Origin of the sequence: Microbacterium sp. NPDC096154, assembly GCF_040302945.1 — a bacterium.
Taxonomy (GTDB): Bacteria; Actinomycetota; Actinomycetes; order Actinomycetales; family Microbacteriaceae; genus Microbacterium.
Map to the genome: position 1 here is coordinate 301,095 of NZ_JBEOSM010000001.1, position 20,634 is coordinate 321,728.

General features: G+C 71.8%; 19 protein-coding genes and 1 tRNA gene. 8 read left to right on the forward strand and 12 right to left on the reverse strand.

Annotated features, from left to right (window positions below; all coding sequences use genetic code 11):
• Window positions 1–68: 68 nt before the first annotated feature.
• Genes ABTW64_RS01440 through ABTW64_RS01460 form a run of 5 tightly spaced genes read left to right on the forward strand, consistent with a single transcriptional unit; the run spans window position 69 to window position 6,547 of the window.
• Window positions 69–1,241: a glycosyltransferase family protein gene (locus ABTW64_RS01440; protein ID WP_350618427.1), complete on the forward strand. Its 1,173-nt coding sequence runs from the start codon at window positions 69–71 to the stop codon at window positions 1,239–1,241.
• Complete coding sequence (locus ABTW64_RS01445; protein ID WP_350618429.1) at window positions 1,238–2,314, forward strand: glycosyltransferase family 4 protein; 1,077 nt, start codon at window positions 1,238–1,240, stop codon at window positions 2,312–2,314. The genes ABTW64_RS01440 and ABTW64_RS01445 overlap by 4 nt, the downstream gene beginning before the upstream one ends.
• On the forward strand, window positions 2,311–3,354 hold the full coding sequence (locus ABTW64_RS01450) for a glycosyltransferase (RefSeq protein ID WP_350618431.1): 1,044 nt from the start codon (window positions 2,311–2,313) through the stop codon (window positions 3,352–3,354). The genes ABTW64_RS01445 and ABTW64_RS01450 overlap by 4 nt, the downstream gene beginning before the upstream one ends.
• Entirely contained in the window at window positions 3,354–4,181 is an 828-nt protein-coding gene (locus ABTW64_RS01455) for a glycosyltransferase family 2 protein (RefSeq protein ID WP_350618433.1), read from the forward strand. Before ABTW64_RS01450 ends, ABTW64_RS01455 begins: the two co-directional genes overlap by 1 nt.
• On the forward strand, window positions 4,178–6,547 hold the full coding sequence (locus ABTW64_RS01460) for a glycoside hydrolase family 65 protein (protein ID WP_350618435.1): 2,370 nt from the start codon (window positions 4,178–4,180) through the stop codon (window positions 6,545–6,547). The genes ABTW64_RS01455 and ABTW64_RS01460 overlap by 4 nt, the downstream gene beginning before the upstream one ends.
• Window positions 6,548–6,574: 27 nt before the next feature.
• On the opposite strand, the gene ABTW64_RS01465 is transcribed toward ABTW64_RS01460, so the two are convergent.
• The gene (locus ABTW64_RS01465) at window positions 6,575–6,727 is read right to left on the reverse strand and encodes a hypothetical protein (protein WP_350618437.1); all 153 of its coding nucleotides are present in this window, start codon (window positions 6,725–6,727) and stop codon (window positions 6,575–6,577) included.
• A 139-nt stretch (window positions 6,728–6,866) separates the two neighbouring features.
• Between ABTW64_RS01465 and ABTW64_RS01470 the strand changes: the two genes are divergently transcribed.
• Window positions 6,867–9,491 carry a DUF4062 domain-containing protein gene (locus tag ABTW64_RS01470; RefSeq protein ID WP_350618439.1) on the forward strand — a complete coding sequence of 875 codons (2,625 nt, stop codon included), beginning with the start codon at window positions 6,867–6,869 and terminating at the stop codon, window positions 9,489–9,491.
• Window positions 9,492–9,592: 101 nt separating this feature from the next.
• Here ABTW64_RS01470 and ABTW64_RS01475 read toward each other — a convergent pair.
• From ABTW64_RS01475 to rplU, 10 genes are all read right to left on the reverse strand, one after another.
• Window positions 9,593–9,668 (reverse strand) — tRNA-Ala (locus tag ABTW64_RS01475).
• Between the two features lie 71 nt (window positions 9,669–9,739).
• Window positions 9,740–10,111, reverse strand: a complete 372-nt coding sequence (gene rsfS / locus ABTW64_RS01480) for a ribosome silencing factor (protein WP_502892281.1) — start codon at window positions 10,109–10,111, stop codon at window positions 9,740–9,742.
• Window positions 10,111–11,391, reverse strand: a complete 1,281-nt coding sequence (locus tag ABTW64_RS01485; RefSeq protein ID WP_350618441.1) for a hypothetical protein — start codon at window positions 11,389–11,391, stop codon at window positions 10,111–10,113. The genes rsfS and ABTW64_RS01485 overlap by 1 nt, the downstream gene beginning before the upstream one ends.
• A gap of 56 nt (window positions 11,392–11,447) precedes the next feature.
• Window positions 11,448–12,047, reverse strand: a complete 600-nt coding sequence (gene nadD, locus ABTW64_RS01490; RefSeq protein ID WP_350618443.1) for a nicotinate-nucleotide adenylyltransferase — start codon at window positions 12,045–12,047, stop codon at window positions 11,448–11,450.
• Between the two features lie 9 nt (window positions 12,048–12,056).
• Window positions 12,057–12,263 carry a hypothetical protein gene (locus tag ABTW64_RS01495; protein ID WP_350618445.1) on the reverse strand — a complete coding sequence of 69 codons (207 nt, stop codon included), beginning with the start codon at window positions 12,261–12,263 and terminating at the stop codon, window positions 12,057–12,059.
• Between the two features lie 57 nt (window positions 12,264–12,320).
• Window positions 12,321–13,601, reverse strand: a complete 1,281-nt coding sequence (locus ABTW64_RS01500; RefSeq protein ID WP_350618447.1) for a glutamate-5-semialdehyde dehydrogenase — start codon at window positions 13,599–13,601, stop codon at window positions 12,321–12,323.
• A gap of 57 nt (window positions 13,602–13,658) precedes the next feature.
• Complete coding sequence (gene proB / locus ABTW64_RS01505) at window positions 13,659–14,471, reverse strand: glutamate 5-kinase (protein WP_350618449.1); 813 nt, start codon at window positions 14,469–14,471, stop codon at window positions 13,659–13,661.
• The gene (gene obgE, locus ABTW64_RS01510) at window positions 14,468–15,994 is read right to left on the reverse strand and encodes a GTPase ObgE (RefSeq protein WP_350618451.1); all 1,527 of its coding nucleotides are present in this window, start codon (window positions 15,992–15,994) and stop codon (window positions 14,468–14,470) included. Before obgE ends, proB begins: the two co-directional genes overlap by 4 nt.
• An 83-nt stretch (window positions 15,995–16,077) precedes the next feature.
• On the reverse strand, window positions 16,078–16,332 hold the full coding sequence (gene rpmA / locus ABTW64_RS01515) for a 50S ribosomal protein L27 (protein WP_067023644.1): 255 nt from the start codon (window positions 16,330–16,332) through the stop codon (window positions 16,078–16,080).
• Window positions 16,333–16,358: 26 nt separating this feature from the next.
• Complete coding sequence (gene rplU / locus ABTW64_RS01520; protein ID WP_350618454.1) at window positions 16,359–16,667, reverse strand: 50S ribosomal protein L21; 309 nt, start codon at window positions 16,665–16,667, stop codon at window positions 16,359–16,361.
• A 229-nt stretch (window positions 16,668–16,896) separates the two neighbouring features.
• On the opposite strand from rplU, the gene ABTW64_RS01525 reads away from it, so the two are divergent.
• Window positions 16,897–17,166, forward strand: a complete 270-nt coding sequence (locus ABTW64_RS01525; protein ID WP_350618456.1) for a DUF4031 domain-containing protein — start codon at window positions 16,897–16,899, stop codon at window positions 17,164–17,166.
• Between the two features lie 25 nt (window positions 17,167–17,191).
• Here the strand turns inward: ABTW64_RS01525 and ABTW64_RS01530 are convergent, their stop codons facing one another.
• On the reverse strand, window positions 17,192–19,741 hold the full coding sequence (locus ABTW64_RS01530) for an Rne/Rng family ribonuclease (RefSeq protein ID WP_350618458.1): 2,550 nt from the start codon (window positions 19,739–19,741) through the stop codon (window positions 17,192–17,194).
• A 282-nt stretch (window positions 19,742–20,023) separates the two neighbouring features.
• Here ABTW64_RS01530 and ABTW64_RS01535 point away from each other — a divergent pair, with 282 nt between their 5' ends.
• A complete protein-coding gene (locus tag ABTW64_RS01535) occupies window positions 20,024–20,620 on the forward strand; it encodes a vitamin K epoxide reductase family protein (protein ID WP_502892282.1) in 597 nt (198 codons plus the stop codon).
• Window positions 20,621–20,634: the final 14 nt, after the last annotated feature.

Here is a 20,634-nt window from a genome sequence, read left to right on the forward strand (position 1 = left end):
CTCTAGCGGGGAACCGCGGGCACGACAAGCCCGTTCTCATCGGCGGCCGACTCGGATAGCAATACGGAGTGCCTCTTCTCGATACCGCCCAGGACGTGCCGGCGCCCCGGACACCGCTCGATGCACCCTCGATCGTCCGCAGGGGCCCTCGCACCATCCGCGTCGCCTCCGTGCCCTCCGGCCACGTGTATGTCCGCCATCTGCAGCCCGAGGCCGACCTTCCCGGGCTCCCCCGTGTCGAGCGGCTGCGCGATCCGGATCCGGATGCCCCCTCCCGCTCGGCCCAGTCGCGGTGGTGGCCGCCGGCCATGCTCGAGCCGGAATGGGTGCGCGCAAACCCGGACTTCGACATCCTGCACCTGCAGTTCGGCTTCGACGCTCGCACGCCCGCGCAGCTGGAGGAGTGGACGGATGCCCTGCGGGAGACGGGCCGACCGCTCGTCTACACGGTGCACGACCTGCGCAATCCGCACCACCTCGACCGCACGCTGCATGACGCGCAGCTCGACGTGCTGGTGCCACGGGCGGACGCGCTGATCACGCTCACGGACGGTGCTGCGTCCGAAATCCGCGCGCGCTGGGGCCGGGAGGCCCTCGTGCTGCCCCATCCGCACGTCGTCGACTTCGAGACGATGTCTGCCGTAGCCGAGGCCGCCCTCGCACGCGAGTCGCGGACCACGGGCGCATTCCGTGTCGGCGTGCACGTGAAGAGCCTCCGCGCCAGCATGGATCCGCTGCCGGTGCTGCGCGCCCTCCGGGAGACCATCGCCCAGCTGCCCGGCGCGGTGCTGCAGGTGAACGGGCACTGCGACGTGCTGCAGGAGGACGGCGCGAAGTACGACCGCGAGCTCGCCGAGTTCGTGCGGGCGGGAGCCGACGCGGGCGACATCGACCTGCGCGTGCACGACTTCTTCGACGACGCAGCCCTGTGGGAGTACCTGTCGTCGCTCGATGTCTCCGTGCTGCCCTACCGCTTCGGCACCCATTCGGGATGGCTGGAGGCCTGCCGGGATCTCGGGACGCGGGTCATCGCGCCGAGCTGCGGCTACTACCGCGACCAGGGTCCCGTGCTCGAGTACCGCCACGACGAGACCGGGCTCGACGCCAACTCTCTGGACCGCGCGCTCCGCGCCGCGTACGACGCCGGTCCCGCCCAGCCGGAGACGATCGCCGCGCGAAGGGAGCAGCGCCGCGCGGTGGCGACGGCTCATGCGCGACTGTACGAGCAGCTCCTGGCATGAGGCCCCTTCGGATCTGCCTCATCGCGTCGAGCCGCTTCCCTGTGCGCGAGCCGTTCGCCGGCGGCCTGGAGGCGCACACGCATGCCCTCGCGACCGAGCTCGCGGCGCGCGGTCACGAGGTGAGCGTGTTCGCCGCACCCGGATCGGACGAGCAGCTTCGTCCGCATGCGCTCGAGGTCGAGCCGTTCCAGGCATCGGATGACGCGCGCGCCGACGTCGCCGCGCCACCCGAGATGTGGATGCAGGAGCATCATGCCTACCTGTCGCTGATGCTGTCGCTGTCGCGCGCGGGATCCGAGCAGTACGACGTGATCCACAACAACAGCCTGCATCACCTGCCCGTCGCCATGTCGTCGGCGGTCGAGGTCCCGATGCTGACGACGCTGCACACGCCGCCCACGCCGTGGCTGGAGTCGGCCTTGAGCTTCGCGGCGCCGAGCTCGCGGTTCGTCGCGGTGAGCGACTCGTCTGCCCGCCAGTGGCGCGCGGCGGTCGCGGCAGGGGTCATCCGCAACGGCGTCGACACCGACCGCTGGGCGCCCGGGCCCGGTGGAGACCGTGCGGTGTGGTTCGGGCGGATCGTGCCGGAGAAGGCGCCGCACCTGGCCCTCGACGCCGCCCGCATCGCCGGCATCCCGATCGATCTGGCCGGGCCCGTCTTCGACACTCGCTACTTCGCCGACGAGATCGAGCCGCGCCTCGGCCCCCACGCGCGCCACATCGGGCATCTCGACAGCGAGGGACTCGCTCAGCTCGTCGGACGCTCCGCCGTGGCGGTCGTGACGCCGGCGTGGGAGGAGCCGTACGGCCTCGTGGCGGCGGAGGCGATCTCGTGCGGCACCCCCGTGGCCGCCTTCGCACGCGGCGGCCTGCGCGAGATCGTCGGCGAGGGCAGCGGCTTCCTGTGCGCTCCCGACGACGTCCAGGCGCTCGCCCGCACCATCCGGCGCGCGAAGTCGCTGCCGCGCGCCGGCGTGCGCGCCTACGCACTCGCGCACCTGTCGCTCAACCGGATGGTGGACGAGTACGAGGACCTCCTGGCCGACATGGCGCACCGGACCCGCGCGGCATGATCGGCTACTACATCCATCACCACGGACGCGGGCACCTGTCGCGCGCGACCGCGATCGCCCGGGCGCTGGGCGAACCCGTCACGGCGCTCTCGTCTCTGCCCCGTCCCGACGACTGGCCCGGCTGCTGGATCGAGCTGCCGCTGGACCTGCCGCGCGACGCGCCGCTCGACGCGCTGCACCCGGACGCCGAGCCGCCGGACGACGCCCGCGCCCACGGACGCCTGCACTGGGTTCCGCTGGGCTCGCCGGGCCTGCGCGACCGCAGCGCCGCGATCTCCCGGTGGATCTCGGCGGCCCGCCCGCGCGCCTTCGTCGTGGACGTCTCCGTGGAGGTGGCGCTGCTGGCCCGGCTGCATGGGATCCCCACGGTCGTCTTCGCCCTGCCCGGCGACCGCGCCGACCCGGCTCATCGTCTCGGCTTCGACGTCGCCACCGGCATCCTCGCGGCGTGGCCGCCGGATGTCGCCGGGATGCTCACGGGTCTGTCGAACGACGCGCAGCGCAAGCTCGTACCGGTCGGAGCGATCGGCCGGCTCGCCCCGGCCGCCGACGCAGCCGGCGACGTCGCAACGCCGCAGGAGCGACGCGTGCTGGTGCTCGGGGGCGCCGGCGGAGACGACTTCACCGCCGCCGAGGTCGCCGCCGCGCGGCAGCAGACGCCCGGCTGGTCGTGGGAGCATCTCGGCGCCTCGGGCGAGTGGGTGCCCGATGTGTGGCCCCGCCTGCGGGCGGCGACGGTCGTGCTCACCCACGCGGGCCAGGGCGCGCTCGCCGACGTGTCCGCCGCGCGCCGCCCGGCGATCGTGGTTCCCCAGGACCGACCGCATCGGGAGCAGCGCACCACCGCGCGCGTGCTGGAGTCGGGCGACTGGCCGGCGCTCGTGCTGGATGGGTGGCCGCGCTCCGGCGCGGAGACGGGCTGGGCCTCCCTGCTCCAACGGGCTGCCGCGCTCGACGGCCGGGGCTGGGCGAGGTGGAACGACGGCGCCGGCGCGGACCGCGCGGCCGCAGAGATCCGTCGCATCGCGGGAGCCGCCTGATGCGCACGGCCCTCATCACCATCGCGCACGGGCGTCACGAGCACTGGAGGATGCAGCGGGCCGCCCTGGCGCGCCACGCGTCCACGGCCGACCGCCACGTGCTCGTCGCCATCGCGGACCCGCACCTCGAGGAGGACGCGGGCATTCCCGGGCTGCACGTCGTCCCCCTGAGCGGCGATCCCACCCGCCTGCCTCTCGCCCAGGCGCGCAACCGGGGCGCGGCCGCGGCGCTCGCCGACGGCGCCGAGCTGCTCGTCTTCCTCGACGTGGACTGTCTGCCCGGGCCCGAACTCGTCGACGGGTACCGGGCCGCGGCCGCGCAGTCGCGCGGGCACCTGCTGTGCGGGCCCGTCACCTACCTCGATCCGCCAGGCCCGGGGGGATACGACCTGGACGCGCTGCCCGACCTCGATCGCCCGCATGCCGCACGCCCGGCACCGGAGCCAGGCGAGGTCGTGGCGGGCGGCCCGCACGAGCTGTTCTGGTCGCTGTCGTTCGCTCTCGACGCCGACACGTGGCGACGCATCGGCGGCTTCGACGAGGCGTACGCGGGCTACGGCGGGGAGGACACCGACTTCGGGCAGCGCGCCCGCCGTGCGGGCGTCGACCTCGCCTGGGTGGGCAGCGCCCGCGCGTACCACCAGCATCACCCGGTCGAGAGCCCGCCCGTGCGGCACATCGACGACATCCTGCGCAACGGCCGGCTCTTCGCCGAGCGGTGGGGCTGGTGGCCGATGACCGGCTGGCTGGACGCGTTCACCGACCTCGGCCTCGTCGAGCGCGACCCGGTGCGGGGCTATCGTCGGGTGAGGAGAGAGCACGCATGACGAGACCGCTTCCCTTCGACGTCGCGCCCTGGAGCATCGGCCTGAGCGGGCCGGGGCTGTCGGCCCTGGCCCACCTCGAGTCTGTGTTCGCGCTCTCGAACGGGCATCTCGGCTGGCGTGGCAACCTCGATGAGGGCGAGCCGCACAGCACACCCGGCAGCTACCTCAACGGCTTCTACGAGCGGCACCCGATGCCGTACGCCGAGGGCGGGTACGGCTACCCCGACTCAGGCGAGAGTGTGATCAATGTGCCCGACGGCAAGATCATCCGGCTGCTGGTCGACGACGAGCCGTTCGACGTGCGACGCGGCCGCGTCATCCGTCACGAGCAGCGCCTGGACTTCCGGGCAGGCACGCTCCACCGGGAGGTCGAGTGGGCGTCGCCGGCCGGGCGAATGGTCCAGGTGACGTCGACCCGCCTGGTCTCGCTCACCCACCGCGCTGTCGCCGCGGTGCGGTACGAGGTGCGAGCGGTCGACGGACCGGTGACGCTGACCGTCCAGTCGGAGCTCGTCGCGAACGAGCCGCTGACCGAGGTGCACCACGACCCGCGTGTCAAGGACGCGCTCACCGATCCGCTGGACAGCCTGGGCCACTTCCAGCTCGGCACGGCCGCCACGCTGGTGCACGTGACGCGCGAGAGCGGACTCGGAGTGGCCGTCGCGATGAACCACGTCGTCGCCGGCGCGGGCTCGGAGGCGCCGACGGTGAGCACGGAGACCTCGCCCGATCTCGCCCGCACGACCATCCGGGCGCGGCTCGATCCGGGCGAGCGGCTCGAGGTCGTCAAGTTCGTGGGCCACGAGTGGTCGACGTCGCCGTCCGCGCCTGCGCTGCGGGACCGTGCCGAAGCGGCGGTCGCCGAGGCCCTCGAGGCCGGATGGGATGCGCTCGCCCAGGGGCAGCGCGAGCGCCTGGACGAGTACTGGGCGTGCGCTGACGTGGAGGTGGAGGGCGAGCCGCGCCTGCAGCAGGCCGTGCGCTTCGCCCTGTTCCACGTCTTCCAGGCCGCTGCGCGCGCGGAGGTGCGTTCGATCCCGGGAAAGGGCCTCACCGGCGCGGGGTACCAGGGTCACACGTTCTGGGACTCGGAGATGTTCGTGCTGCCGCTGCTCACCGTCACGGCACCCGAGTGTGCGGAGCAGGCGCTGCGCTGGCGGCATGCGACCCTCGACCATGCCCGCGAGCGCGCCGCGCAGCTGGGCCTGGAGGGCGCCGCCTTCTCGTGGCGCACGATCAGCGGACGGGAGAGCTCCGGCTACTGGCCGGCGAGCATGATCGCCTTCCACCTCAACGCCGACATCGCCGCCGCCGTCATGGGATACGTCCGGGCGACCGGCGACGAGGCCTTCGAACGCGAGGCGGGACTCGAGATCCTCGTCGAGACGGCGCGGCTGTGGGTGTCGCTCGGCCGCTGGGACGACGCGGGGCTGTTCCACATCGATGGCGTGACCGGTCCGGACGAGTACTCGGCGATGGTCGATGACAACGTCTACACGAACCTGATGGCGCGGGCGAACCTCGACGGTGCCGCCGCGGCGGCGCGCCGACATCGGGACGTCGCACACGCCCTCGGAGTGTCGGACGAGGAGATCGGCAGCTGGACCGTCACCGCCGCCGCCCTCGCCATCCCGTTCGACGCCGAGCGCGGGGTGCACCCGCAGTCTGCGGGATTCACCGAGCGCGAGCGCTGGAGCTTCGACTCGACGCGGCCGGAACAGTATCCCCTGCAATCGCACTTCCCCTACTTCGACCTCTATCGCAAGCAGGTGGTGAAGCAGGCCGATCTGGTGCTCGCGCTCTTCACCGCGCACGAGGCCTTCACCGCGGAGGAGAAGGCGCGCGCCTTGACGTACTACGAGCCGTTGACCGTGCGAGATTCGTCCCTGTCCGCCGGGGCCCAGGCCGTGATCGCCGCCGAGGTCGGGCACCTCGGCCTCGCCGCCGACTACCTGGCGGAGGCCGCCACGCTCGACCTCGACGATCTGCAGGGCGACACGGAGGACGGCCTGCATCTCGCCTCGCTCGCCAGCCTCTGGATGGCGCTGACGGCGGGTCTCGGCGGCATGCGCCATGGCGCGGCGGGGCTCCGGTTCGCCCCTCGTCTGCCGTCGCGGCTCACGCGCCTCCGGTTCGGTATCCGCGTCCAGGGCCGCACACTGCACCTCGACATCGCTCCGGACGCGACGGAGTACCGGCTCAGCGCCGGACCGCCCCTGACGGTGCACCACTTCGACGAAGAGATCGTGCTCGAGGCCGGCGTGCCGACGATCGCGCCCACACGGCCCGCGCCGGATCCCGGGCCTCGGCCGGCGCAGCCCCCGGGCCGCAGCCCCCGGGCCTTCGACGCGGCCTTCGCCGACTGACGCGGCGGCGGCCGCGTCTCTCCGGGATCAGGCGTCGTCCGAGGAATCGCCCTCCTTCTCGGCGGTCGACTGTGCGGAAGCGGCCGCCTCGCTGACCTCGTCGCTCACGACGGGGGTCGGTGCCGCGTCGTCGGGGCGCGCGTCGTCCGCGTGCCGCTCGTGGGGCTTCTCATCGCTCATGGAGAGCTCCTCTCGCTGGGATCCTCAGACTCCACGGTCGCGGCCTCCCAGCGCAGCCCCTTGACATGCAGTACGACGGTGTCAGGTCCCTGAAGCGAGAGTCCTGGCGCGCAGCGCCCCGCGGGGCCATGATGTCGGCATGACCGGCACCCACCGGCCCGTGATCCGCACCCCCGACCAGCGGATCCGGGTGTTCGTGAGCTCGACCCTGCGCGAGCTCGCCGAGGAGCGCCGCGCCGCGCGAGCCGCGATCGAGCGGATGCGGCTCGCGCCCGTGATGTTCGAGCTCGGCGCGCGGCCCCACCCGCCGCGTGCGCTCTACCGCTCGTATCTCGCGCAGAGCGACGTGTTCGTCGGCATCTACGCCGACAGCTACGGATGGGTCGCGCCCGGCGAGGAGGTCTCGGGCCTCGAGGACGAGTACGCGCTCGCACCGCCGGACATGCCGAAGCTCATCTACGTGCGCGCCTCCGAGCACCGGGAGCCGCGGCTCGAGGACCTCATCGCGCGCATCCGCTCGGACGACACCGCCGCCTACCTGCCGTTCGGGACGGCCGAGGAGCTCGAGGAGCTCGTGTCGAACGACCTCGCGACGCTGCTCGCCGAGCGCTTCGACGAGTCGCGACTGCACAACGGGGGCGGGCCGGAGGAGATCCCGCCGACCCCCCAGTCGCGCATCCCGGTGCCGCAGACGAGCACGATCGGCCGCGACCGCGAGATCGCCGAGGTGCGGTCGCTGTTCGAGCGCGGCACGAAGCTCGTGACCCTGGTCGGCCCGGGCGGCATCGGCAAGAGCAGGCTCGCAGTCGAGGTCGCGCAGGGAAGTGCGGACCTGTTCCCCGACGGGCGATACTTCCTCCCGCTCGAGGGGGTGTTCGAGCCGGGACTGCTGCTGCCGACGGTCGCATACGTGCTCGGCATCCGCGACACGGGCGAGGCGGCACTCGAGGAGCGGATCTCGCGAGCGCTCACGGGCCGGCGCGTGCTGCTGGTGCTCGACAACTTCGAGCAGATCGTGGAGGCGGCGCTCCTGCTCGTGCGGCTGTTCGACGCCGCGCCGTCGGTGTCGCTGCTCGTCACGAGCCGCACGGTGCTGCGGATCCGAGGGGAGCGCGTCTTCGAGGTGAAGGCGCTGGGAGTGCCCGAGGCCGTCGCCCACCCGAGCGTCGAGCGGATGCACCGCTCGCCCGCCGTCGCTCTTTTCGTCGACCGCGCGCAGGCCGTGAAGCCCGACTTCGCGCTCACGGCCGAGAACGCGCCGGCGGTCGCCGACATCTGCCGACGGCTCGAGGGGCTGCCGCTCGCGATCGAGCTCGCCGCCGCCAAGGTGCGGCTGCTCACGCCGCACGGCATCGCGCAGCGGCTCGAGGAGAGCCTGCCGCTCCTCACCGCCGCCGCAAGGGACCTGCCCGACCGTCACCGCACGATGCGCGCGACGATCGACTGGAGCGTGGGCCTGCTGCCGACCGAGCAGCGCGCGCTGCTCGAGGACCTCGGCGTCTTCGCCCGCCAGTTCACGCTGGAGGCGGTGGAGGCGCTCGGTACCGGCCGCGCGTGGGAGGGCCAGGCGATTGACGGCATCGCCGGCCTCATCGACGCCTCGCTCGTGCGGCAGACGGAGGTCGGTGGTCGGTCGGTGCTGTCGTTGCTCGCCGTCGTGCGGGAGTACGCGCTCGGTCGCCTCAAGGAGCACGGCGAGTCGGCGCGGATGCGCGCGGCCCACGCCGACTACTACAGCGACCTCGTCGCCGCGGTCGCGCCGGGCCTGCGCGGCGCCGGGCAGAGCGAGGCCGTCGTGCAGCTCGGCCTCGAGCTGCCGAACCTGCGCGCCGCCGTGCGACACCTCGTGCACATCGACCGGCTCGACGACGCGGGGGACTTCGCGTGGCGGCTTCTCGTCTACTGGTGGATCGCCGGATTCTTCGGCGAGGTGCGCGTCTGGATGCTCGAACTGCTCGGCAAGGACCAGCCGATCACGCCGCACACGCGCGCGGTGGCGTGGTTCTTCGCGCTGTGGAGCGAGATGTGGCAGCACCCGACGGAGGAGGTCGTGGCGGGGCTGGGCGAGTGCGTGCGGCTCTTCACCGAGAGCGGCGACGGCGACGCAGCCGCGATGGCGACCGCGGCGCGCGCCACCGCGCGGCTGCAGCTGCCGCTCCCCGACCTCGACACCGCCGAGCGGGAGCTCGCGGATGCGGTCCACCAGCTGCGGGATCTCGGCAATCCGTGGGCGGAGGCGATCACGGAGGTCTCGCGCGGCCGGCTCGCGTGGCTGCGTGGCCTCATCGACGAGGCGCAGGCGTGCTTCGACCGGGCGACGGAGGTCGCCGAGTCGGTCGGCGACCATTTCACCGTCTCGGTCGCGGGCAACCACCAGGCGAGGCTGCAGCTCGTGCGGGGCGACATCGACGCCGCGGAGGCGGGATGTGTCCGTACCCTGCTCGTCTCGGTGCGGCTGCACTTCGAGGAGGGGGTGGCCTACGCGCTCGAGGGGCTCTGCGCGGTCGCCGCGGCGCGCGGCGACGCGGAGCGGGCCGGGACGCTCTCGGCCGTCGCCCACGCCATCCGGCAGCGCATCGGCGTGTTCGACGCGGAGGCGTTCACGGTTCACATCCCGCAGCTCGACGGCATCCGCTCGGCGCAGCCGGAAGCGGTCGCGGCGGGCGAGCGGCGGGGCGCGGAGCTGACGGTGCCGGAGGCGATCACGCTCGCGCTTCCCGAGCACGAGCGCAGCCAGCTCGAGCCGGAGCTGGCCCGCTGGTGAGCGCGACCGGCGGCATCCGAACGGTCGATCGACGAGGGCAGCGAGTCAGCTGGAAGCGTCGGATTCGAGAAACAGAAAATCCCCGGCGAACCGGGGATTCTTGGTGGACCTGAGGGGACTCGAACCCCTGACCCCCTGCATGCCATGCAGGTGCGCTACCAGCTGCGCCACAGGCCCAGATGTTGTCCGGTAGAAGCCCCGGACAACTCCATCAGCTTACAACAGCTTCTGGGCGACGTGAAATCCGGTCAGTCGGCCGGGCGCGTCGCGACCTCGACGGGCAGCACGGGGCAGTCCTTCCAGAGGCGCTCGAGTGCATAGAACGCGCGCTCCTCCTGGTGGAACACGTGCACCACGAGGTCGCCGAAGTCCAGCAGCACCCACCGCGACTCGGCGCGCCCCTCGCGGCGCAGGCGCTTGTGCCCTGCCTCGTTGAGCTTGTCCTCGATCTCGTCGGCGATCGCGGCGACGTTGCGCTCACTGCGACCGGTGACGAGCAGGAACACGTCGACGAGCGGCAACGGCTCGGAGACGTCGAGGGCGACGAGATCCTCGCCGCCCTTCGCGTCGGCCGCCGCAGCGGCGATCTTCAGCATCTCGAGCGAATCAGCAGAGGCCATCAGCCCAGAACTCCTGTCGTGAATGCGGCGACCACCACGCCGATGAGAGCGATGCCCAGCACCCCCGCCGTGATGCCGAGGAGCAGGGTCAGGCGGTGCGTCTTCTCCGGTGCCGGCGGGCGGATCACCTCCGACGGGCTCTTCGAGGTGCTCACCGCATCACTGGCGGCGATGGGGGTGGGCGACGATGCGAGCGGCAGTTCGCCGTCGATCAGCACGACGTCCACGTCCTTGCCGTCGGTCGTGCCGGCGACGTGCCCGCGGGAGCCGAAGCCCTCGGGCAGAGCGTGCGTGCTCGTGACCAGGATCTCCCCGGTCGAGTCGATGGGCGCCGAGAGCGGGATGGTGCCCGGATCGGTCGCCAGGATGAGGGCGCTGCCCGCGGTCGCGCTGCCGCTCGAGTCCATCGAGTGCGACAGGATCTCCTCGAACGACGCCGACGACGTCGGGCGCGCGGGAGTCTTGAGCACCGTGGAGCCGAAGGCAGGGGCGACCGTGGGGCGGTCTTCCGGCTCCTCCTCGAGCGCGTCCTCGTCGAGCGCCTGCTCATCGAGCGCGGCGTCGTCGGGCACGTACACGGTCTGCACCGGCGCTGTCAGGAATTCCTGCTCGAAGCGCGGGGTGTGCTGCCCCGCCGGCTCAGCGGCGTCCGAGGGCTCCCCCGGCGCCTCACCGGCCTCCTCCGCGTCGGCGGGCTGCTCACCCTCGTCGTAGACGAGCTGCGCGACGGGCAGCGCGTCCTGGTCGGTGGGCTCGTCCTGCGCCTCTTCGGCGGCCTCGCCATGGTCGAAGGGCACCTCGACGACCTCGTAGAGCACCGAGGTCTCGTTCTCCCCGACGACGACGGTCTCGATCGCCGCAACGTTGGGCTCGCCCTCCGGTCGTGCCTCGTCCGGGATGTCCGCGTCCTCCGCGGCCTGCAGCCAGGGGTTCTCCTGCGCGGGCTCCGACACGGCGTCCTGCTCCGCGTCGATGATGGGCACCCCGTTGGTGCGCAGCCGTTCCTGCTCACGCACCTGGCGGCGTGTCAGGGGGCGCTGCTCCCCGAAGCCGAACGACGGCGCGGGGGCGCTCGACTCTTCCGCGGCCGATTCGAGTGCTTCGGCCTCCTCCGCCGGGGACGCCTCGGCGGAGGGCTCATCCTGTGCCGACTCGACGGGCTCGGCCTCGACGGCCTGGGCCTGCTCCTCGCGGACGGCGGCCTCCGCCTCCTCCGCTTCCCGGGCCGCCTTCGCCGCCTCGACCTCATCGGGGCCGATCACGGGGGTCTGGCCGGTCATCTTCAACTCGCGCAGCCTACGGCGAGTCAGCGGCTGCGAAGGCTGGTCCGGTGTGCTCATGCCTTGCTCCGATACAGATGATGCTTCGCGATGTACTGCACGACGCCGTCCGGCACGAGGTACCAGACGGGGAATCCGCGGCTCACGCGGTCACGGCAGTCGGTCGACGAGATCGCGAGCGCCGGGATCTCCAGCTGGCTGACGTCCGCGCTCGGAAGTCCTGCGACGTCGAGGATGTGACCGGGCCGGGAGACCGCGACGAAGTGGGCGAGATCCCACAGTTCATCGTGGTCCCTCCAGCTGAGAATCTGCGCCACGGCGTCCGCGCCGGAGATGAAGAACAGCTCCGCATCGGGACGCTCGGCCTTGAGATCGCGGAGGGTGTCGACCGTATAGGTCAGACCCCCGCGGTCGATGTCCACGCGGCTGACGGTGAAGCGCGGGTTGGACGCCGTGGCGATGACGGTCATCTCGTACCGCGCTTCGGCGGGCGAGACCTCCTCCTTCTGCCACGGGTGCCCGGTCGGCACGAAGACGACCTCGTCGAGATCGAACGACTGCGCGACCTCGCTGGCCGCCACCAGGTGGCCGTGGTGGATGGGATCGAACGTCCCGCCCATCACGCCGATTCGCGGCGGCCTCGGCTGCACCGTCACAGGGGCGACCTAGTGGCCGTGGCCCGTCTCGTGTTCGACATGCACCTCGGCAGGGTCGGCGTGGCGGTTCGACACGTTGCGGTACGACGCCGTGACCACGCCGAGCAGGATGAAGACGACCGCAGCGGTGATGCCGAACGGCAGGGTCGTCATCATCGGGTTGCCGTGGTGTTCCGTCTCAGCGGCGGCTGCGACAAGCGCTGCGGCGAGGTGCATTCGTGCTCCGTTCGTGTTGTGACACGGGTCGTGAAATCGTGTCTTCCAGCTTATCCGTCACAGCCGCACGTGACCGGCGCCACGACCGAGCCACTTGGTGCTCGTCAGCTCCGGCAGCCCCATGGGCCCCCGGGCGTGCAGCTTCTGCGTCGAGATGCCCACCTCGGCGCCGAATCCGAACTCGCCGCCGTCCGTGAAGCGCGTCGACGCGTTCGCGAGCACGACGGCCGAGTCGACCTCGGCCAGGAAGCGCTCGGCGTTGCGCACATCCGTGGTCACGATCGACTCCGTGTGTCCCGTCGAGTAGCGGCGGATGTGCTCGAGCGCGTCATCGAGCGAGTCGACCACGCGCATCGCGATGTCGAGGCTCAGGTACTCGGTGGCCCAGTCATCCTCGGTCGCGGGCACGACGCCCGAGGCCAGGGCACGCACGGTGTCATCGCCGTGCACGGTCACGCCCTGACGCTGCAGGGCCGACGCCACCGGGCCAACCAGCCGCTCGGCGGCGCCTCGCAGCACGAGCACGGTCTCCGCGGCGTTGCACACGCTCGGGCGCTGCACCTTCGCGTTGACCACGATGTCACGGGCCCAGTCATCGGGCGCGCTCTCGTCGAGCACGATGTGCACGTTGCCGGCGCCCGTCTCGATCACCGGCACCGTCGACTCGGTCACGACCGTCTCGATCAGCCCGGCGCTGCCGCGCGGGACGAGCACGTCGACGAATCCGCGCCCGTGCATCAGCGCCTTCGCACCCTCGCGACCGAAGGCGTCGACCGACTGGATGGCATCGGGCGCGACGCCCTGCGCGGCAAGCGCATCGCGCATGATGCCGACCAGCACGGTGTTCGACGACAGCGCGGCGCTGCCGCCGCGCAGCACGACCGCGTTGCCGGATCGGAGGGCGATCGCGGCGATGTCGACCGTGACATTGGGGCGCGCCTCGTAGATCGCCCCCACAACGCCGAACGGCACGCGCACCTGCTCGAGATTCACGCCGTTGGGCATGCGGTGCCCGCGCACGATCTGCCCCACCGGGTCGGGCAGCGCGGCGATCTCGCGCACGGCGTCGGCCAGTCCCCGCACGCGCCCGGCGTCGAGCCGCAGGCGGTCCAGCAGCCCCGCGCCGATGCCGTCGCGCTCGCCCCGGGCCAGATCGTCGGCGTTGGCGGCGATGATCTCGTCGGCGTGCGCGAGCAGAGCGTCGGCGATCGCGTGCAGCGCCGCCGCCTTCTCGCCGCTCGTCAGCCGCGCGGCGACACGGGCCGCGTCCTTCGCGAGCCGCAGGCGATCCTGCGGCGTGTCGACCGCGACGTCGGGGGTCTCGACGATGCTCGTCACGGCTGTCTCCTTCGCAAGATGGGTACCGCTCCTCCGCCCAGGCGGCGGATCACGCGGTCATTCGGAGAGTGTACCGACGGGCGCGCCGGCGGGTGACGGCTCGAACCACGTCCCGACGGCACCCCCGGCGAGGGCCTCGGCCACGAGGTCGGCGCTGGTGACGAGCACGCCGATCCCCGCAGAGGCCGCCAGGCGTGCGGCCGACACCTTTGTCGCCGCTCCCCCGGTGCCGACGCTGTTGACCACGGTCGACCCGAACTCGAGGTCGCTCAGGTCGGCGTCGTGTGGGATGACGTCGAGCGGCTCGGCGCCCGGCTCGCTCGGCGGGCGCGTGTACAGCGATGCGATGTCGCTCAGCAGCACGAGCGCATCCGCCGACACGAGGTGGGCCACCAGCGCGGCGAGTCGATCGTTGTCGCCGAACCGGATCTCGTGGGTCGCGACCGTGTCGTTCTCGTTCACGATGGGCAGGATGCGCAGCCCGAGCAGGCGCTCGATCGCGCGCTGCGCATTGCTGCGGTGCGTGTGGTTCTCGAGATCCCCCGCGGTCAGCAGCACCTGCCCCGCCACGATGCCGAACGGACGCAGCGCCTCCTGGTAGCGGAAGATCAGCACGTTCTGGCCCACCGCGGCCGCGGCCTGCTGCGTCGCGAGGTCGGTCGGGCGCGACTCGAGCTCGAGGAAGGGCATGCCCGTGGCGATGGCGCCCGAGGAGACGAGCAGCACCTCGGCGCCCCGCCGGTGCGCGTCGGCCAGGGCCTTCACCAGCATCGGGATGCGCCACGACGCCTCACCGCTGATCGATGACGACCCGACCTTGACGACGATGCGGCGCGCCGTGGCGAGGGCCGCCCGATCCCGCGCGGTCACGACAGGTCGCCCTCGGCGTCCGCCTCCACGGGCACATCGTCGCGGCGCGCGCGACGCAGCTCCTCGTCCGCCGCGCGCTGGGCAGCGCGCGCGTCCTGGCGCTCGTGATACTGCTCGCGGCGCTCCGAGCTGGTGCGCCGCCGGTTCTGCATCAGGCGCGGGTCGGTGCCTCGGGGCGCCTGGATGAGCTCGGCGGCCGAGCTGATCGACGGCTCCCAGTCGAACACGACCGCGTCGCCCTCGCCGATCACCACGGTCGAACCCGCAACCGCACCGGCACGGTAGAGCTCGTCCTCGACGCCCAGCTTGTCGAGACGATCGGCGAGGAAGCCCACGGCCTCCTCGTTCTGGAAGTCGGTCTGCTGCACCCAGCGCACCGGCTTCTCGCCCAGGATGCGGTACACGTTGCCGTAGGTGCCGCCTTCGACGCGCACCGTGAACTCCTTCTCGGAGCCCTTGGGGCGGATCACCACGCGCGGCTTGACCGGCTCGATGGGCGCCGCCTTGCGGTGCTCCTCGATGATCTCGGCGAGAGCGAACGTCAGCTCGCGCAGGCCCTTGCGCGCGACGGTCGAGATCTCGAACACGCGATAGCCCTGCGCCTCCAGGTCGGGCCGCACGAACGCGGCCAGCTCCTCCGCCTCGGGCACATCCGTCTTGTTCAGGACGACGACCTGCGGGCGCTCGAGCAGCGGGACCTGCCCCTCCGCCACCGGATAGGCGGCGAGCTCGGCCCGGATGACCTCGAGATCGGTGAGCGGGTCGCGCCCCGGCTCGAGCGTGGCGCAGTCGAGCACGTGCACGAGCGCGGTGCAGCGCTCGACGTGACGCAGGAACTCGAGCCCCAGGCCGCGGCCCTCGCTCGCGCCCTCGATCAGGCCCGGCACATCCGCGACCGTGTAGCGCACGTCGCCCGCCTGCACGACGCCCAGGTTGGGGTGCAGCGTCGTGAAGGGGTAGTCGGCGATCTTCGGGCGAGCCGCCGAGATCGCGGCGATGAGGCTCGACTTGCCGGCCGACGGGAAGCCCACCAGGGCGATGTCGGCGACCGTCTTCAGCTCGAGGACGACGTCGCCCTCCCACCCCGGCGTGCCGAGCAGGGCGAAGCCCGGCGCCTTGCGCTTCGGGGACGCCAGGGCCGCGTTGCCCAGGCCGCCCTTGCCGCCCGGAGCGACGACGAAGCGCATGCCCGGCTCGATCATGTCGACGAGCACTTCGCCCGACGGATCCTTCACGACCGTGCCGACGGGCACGGGAAGCTCGAGGTCCTCGCCCTGGGCGCCGGAGCGCATGTCGCCCATGCCGAACCCGCCGTTGCCCGCCGCGCGGTGCGGCGAGTGGTGGTAGCTGAGCAGCGTCGTGGTCTGCGGGTCGGCGACCAGGATGATGTCACCGCCGTCGCCGCCGTTGGCGCCGTCCGGGCCGCCGAGCGGCTTGAACTTCTCGCGGCGCACCGACACGCAGCCATTGCCGCCCTTGCCGGCGCGCAGGTGAAGCGTCACCTCATCGACGAACGTGACCATGAATCGATACTCCCGGGATAGATAGAAGAACGGGACGAGCCGAAGCCCGCCCCGTTCAACAGGTTATTGATCGTTCGAGGGGATTACTCGCCCGCGACGATGTTGACGACCTTGCGGCCGCCCTTGTTGCCGAACTCGACCGCACCAGCGGCGAGGGCGAACAGCGTGTCGTCGCCACCGCGGCCGACGTTGGCGCCGGGGTGGAAGTGGGTGCCACGCTGACGGACGAGGATCTCGCCCGCGTTGACGACCTGGCCGCCGAAGCGCTTCACGCCCAGTCGCTGGGCGTTGGAGTCGCGACCGTTGCGAGTGGAGCTCGCGCCCTTCTTATGTGCCATTGCTCAGCCTCTTCTTCTCTGGCGTCTTACTTGATGCCGGTGATCTTGACGCGCGTGAGGTCCTGACGGTGGCCCTGGCGCTTCTTGTAGCCGGTCTTGTTCTTGAACTTCTGGATGACGATCTTCGGGCCGCGCAGGTTGCCGATGACCTCAGCGGTGACCTTGACCTTCGCGAGCTTCTCAGCGTCGGTCGTCACGTTGTCGCCGTCGACGAAGAGGACGGCGGGCAGCTCGATCGTCTCACCCGCGGCAGCCTGCACACGGTCGAGCTGAACGATGGTGCCGACCTCGACCTTCTCCTGCCGGCCGCCGGCGCGCACAACTGCGTAAACCACTTCACACCTGTTTTTCATTGGGGAGCCTCGTCCGGCTCCGGTATCTCACGGTAAGACTTCGCTTGCTCTCGCTGGCCGCGAGGGGCGTCTGCAAGACTTCCGCCGCGCCGCTGTCCACAGCGCGCGACACAGGGGACGCACCAAAGGAATACTCTACCCGATCGAACCTGAATCCGGCAAAAGGAGCCGACCGGCGCGTCGCCGCGCCCCGCCTCGTTACGATCGTGCGATGGCGATCCTCGTGGACGATCCGATCTGGCCCGCGCACGGACGCCTGTGGGCGCACCTGGTGAGCGATGCCGACCTCTCCGAGCTGCATGCGTTCGCCGCCGCGCATGGCGTGCCCGCGCGTTCGTTCGACCGCGACCACTACGACGTGCCGCAGGATGTCGTCCCTCGCCTGATCGCCGGCGGCGCCCGTCACGTCACGGGCAAGGAGCTCGTACGCGCCCTGATTGCCTCGGGCCTGCGCGTCACCGCCCGCGAGCGCCGCTCGTAGCGACGGCCCGCGGGCGGCGTGGGCGTCAGTCCTCGGATGTGACGGCGACCGGCGTCACCGCGACGGCCGTTCCGGTGAGCGCGGCGGTCGTCACGCGACGGCTGCGGCCGCGACCCTGCCCGGGCGCCTTCGGCTCCGGGAGCGCGTTGAGCACCGAGTCGAGCAGCTGCTCGGTCTCGGTCTTCGGAGCCGGCTGATCGGCCCCCGCACGCTTCTTGCGCGCCTTCTTCGGACGATCCTGTGCCGGGGCGCTCGGGGTGCCCTCGCTCTTGGCCGGCGTGCGCGGTCCCTCGGGCAGCTCGATGTGGATCTCGGGCTGGCCCTCCGGCTTGTCGGCCGGGTGCGACAGCGTCGAGGCGGCGATCTGCGCCAGCGCCGACTTCACGCCCTCCGTGATGACGTGCGTGCCGCCGGTGCTCGACGCGGTGTTCGCCCCGCCGTTGCCGTTGCCGCCGTTGCCGCCGGACGGGCCGCCCGACGATCCGCCGCGCGAGCGGCGTCCCGAGCCGTTGCCGTTGCCGTTCGCGGCCGGCCGCTGCTTGACGACCGGGTCGTGGTGCACGATGACGCCGCGGCCCGCGCAGACCTCGCAGGCCTCGCTGAACGTCTCGAGCAGGCCGAGACCGAGCTTCTTGCGGGTCATCTGCACCAGTCCGAGCGAGGTGACCTCGGCCACCTGGTGCTTCGTCCGGTCGCGGCTCAGGCACTCCACCAGGCGGCGCAGCACGAGATCGCGGTTGGACTCGAGCACCATGTCGATGAAGTCGACCACGATGATGCCGCCGATGTCGCGCAGGCGCAGCTGCCGGACGATCTCCTCAGCCGCCTCGAGGTTGTTCTTGGTGACGGTCTCCTCGAGGTTGCCGCCGGAGCCCACGAACTTGCCGGTGTTGACGTCCACCACCGTCATCGCCTCGGTGCGGTCGATCACGAGCGAGCCGCCCGAGGGCAGCCACACCTTGCGGTCGAGCGCCTTCTCGATCTGCTCCGTGATGCGGAACGCGTCGAACGGATCCTGCTCGCCGTCGTACTTCTCGATGCGGTCGAGAAGATCCGGCGCCACGCCCTCCAGGTAGCTGGTGATGGTGCGCTGCGCCTCTTCGCCCTGGATGAGCATCTTCGTGAAGTCCTCGTTGAAGACGTCGCGCACGATCTTCACCAGCAGGTCGGGCTCGGAGTGCAGCAGGCTCGGGGCGTTGCCCTTTTCGACGAGCGCGTTGATGTGAGCCCACTGCGACGTGAGCCGGTTGACGTCACGCGTCAGCTGCTCCTCCGTCGCCCCCTCGGCGGCGGTGCGGACGATGACGCCCGACGACTCGGGCAGCACCTCCTTGAGGATCTTCTTCAGGCGCGAGCGCTCGGTGTCGGGCAGCTTGCGCGAGATCCCGTTCATGGCGCCGCCCGGCACGTACACCAGGTAGCGACCCGGCAGCGAGATCTGGCTCGTCAGGCGAGCGCCCTTGTGACCCACCGGGTCCTTCGTGACCTGCACGAGCACCTTGTCGCCGGGCTTGAGTGCGAGCTCGATGCGGCGCGGCTGGTTGCCCGTCTCGACCGAGTCCCAGTCGACCTCGCCCGAATACAGCACGGCGTTGCGCCCGCGCCCGATGTCGACGAACGCGGCCTCCATGCTGGGCAGCACGTTCTGCACGCGGCCGAGGTAGACGTTGCCGATCAGCGAGGCGTCCTGGCTGCGCGCGACGTAGTGCTCGACGAGCACGTTGTCCTCGAGCACCGCGATCTGCACGCGCCCGCTCTTCGAGCGCACGACCATCTGACGGTCGACGGCCTCCCGACGCGCGAGGAACTCGGCCTCGGTGACCACGGGGCGACGCCGCCCCGCCTCGCGGCCGTCGCGGCGGCGCTGCTTCTTGGCTTCGAGACGCGTCGAGCCCTTGATGCGCTGCGGCTCGGTGATGACCTCGACCACGCGCTGCCGGCGGCGGCCGCCTTCCTCCTGCTGCTGCGGAGCCGACGCGTCGTCGCCGCCCTCCGAACCGCCACGGCGACGGCGGCGGCGCGACGAACGGCCACCGGCCGGCTCCTCGGGCGCCGGCAGCGCGGGCAGCGGCTGCACGTCGGGCGCGTAGAAGTGAAGGGCGGTCGAGACCTGCGACACGAAGTTCTCGGGCAGCAGGCCCAGGCTCACGGCCGTGGGACGCGCGGGCTCATCGGCCTCCGGCTCGCCGGCCGCTTCGGGCTCGCCGGCTGCCTCGGACTCGGCGGCCGCCACAGGCTCGCCAGCCGCCTCGGACTCGACCGCCTCGGGCTCGGCGACCGCCTCGTCCGAGTCGACCGTGCCCTGCGGCGCGGCGGGAGCGGACTCCTCCGCCGCCGCCTCGGCCGTCTCGACCGGCGCCACATCGCTCGCCTCGGCGTCGTGCACCGGCGGCTCGGGGTCCTCCGTCGACGCGTCGGTGTCGGGCGCCGCATCGGCGGGAGCCTCGAACTCGCCCGGGGCCGTGTCGGCGAGCTGGTCGGTGGGGGCCGCGACCTGCTCGCCCTGGTCGGACGCTACGGCATCCGCGGGCTCGTCGAAGGTGCGCTCGTCGTGCTCATTGTTGTGTTCAGCCATCGCTGGCGTGCTCCCTGCGGGCGGACATCCGCGCGTCGCCCGGAAATCTCGTGCGGCGCCGCTGTCGGCGACTCCGCGAACTCACTCGGCCTGCGACCGGCTCTCGGCTCTGGTCGCGCGGGGCATCCTTTGCCCCGAAGTCTTCATTCGACGCGGGTCGCGGCGCGGCCGCGATGTGCGTCACGTGTCATTATCGCACCCCGGGCGCAAATCGCGCACGCACGCGCGTGCGGCCGCGCGTGTGTCGCGTCGGACGCCACGGGCGGGGAGAGAATGGGGCGCGTGACCGAATCGCGAAACCGCCCTGTCGCCCTGGCTGTCTGGCTCGTGCTCGCGGGGGCGGTCGGCTGGTGGGCCGCCTACTCGCTCACCATGGAGCGGTTCCACCTGCTGATGAACCCCGGCACGGCTGCGGCCTGCGACTTCAACTTCCTGGTGCAGTGCGGGGCGAACCTCACCTCGCCCCAGGGGTCGGTCTTCGGGTTCCCCAATCCGATCCTCGGACTGACCGGGTGGGTCGCTCCGATCGTCGTGGGAGCGGCGATCCTCGCCGGCGCGCGCTTCGCCCGGTGGTTCTGGGCGCTGTTCCTGCTCGGCATGGCGTTCGCGTTCGGCCTCGTGGTGTGGCTGATCGCTCAGAGCATCTACGTGCTCGGCACGCTCTGCCCCTGGTGCATGGTGACCTGGGTGGTCACGATTCCGTCGTTCTACGCGGTGCTGCTGCACGCGCTGCGGGTGGGCGCCCTGCCGGCCCCTGCCTCGATCCGGCGCGGTGCCGACAAGCTCATGGGGTGGCTGCCGCTGCTCGCCGTGGCGAGCTACGCCGTGATCGCGGTGCTCGCCCAGATCCGGCTCGACGTGCTCCGCGTGCTCTTCTGAGACGCAACGCCGGC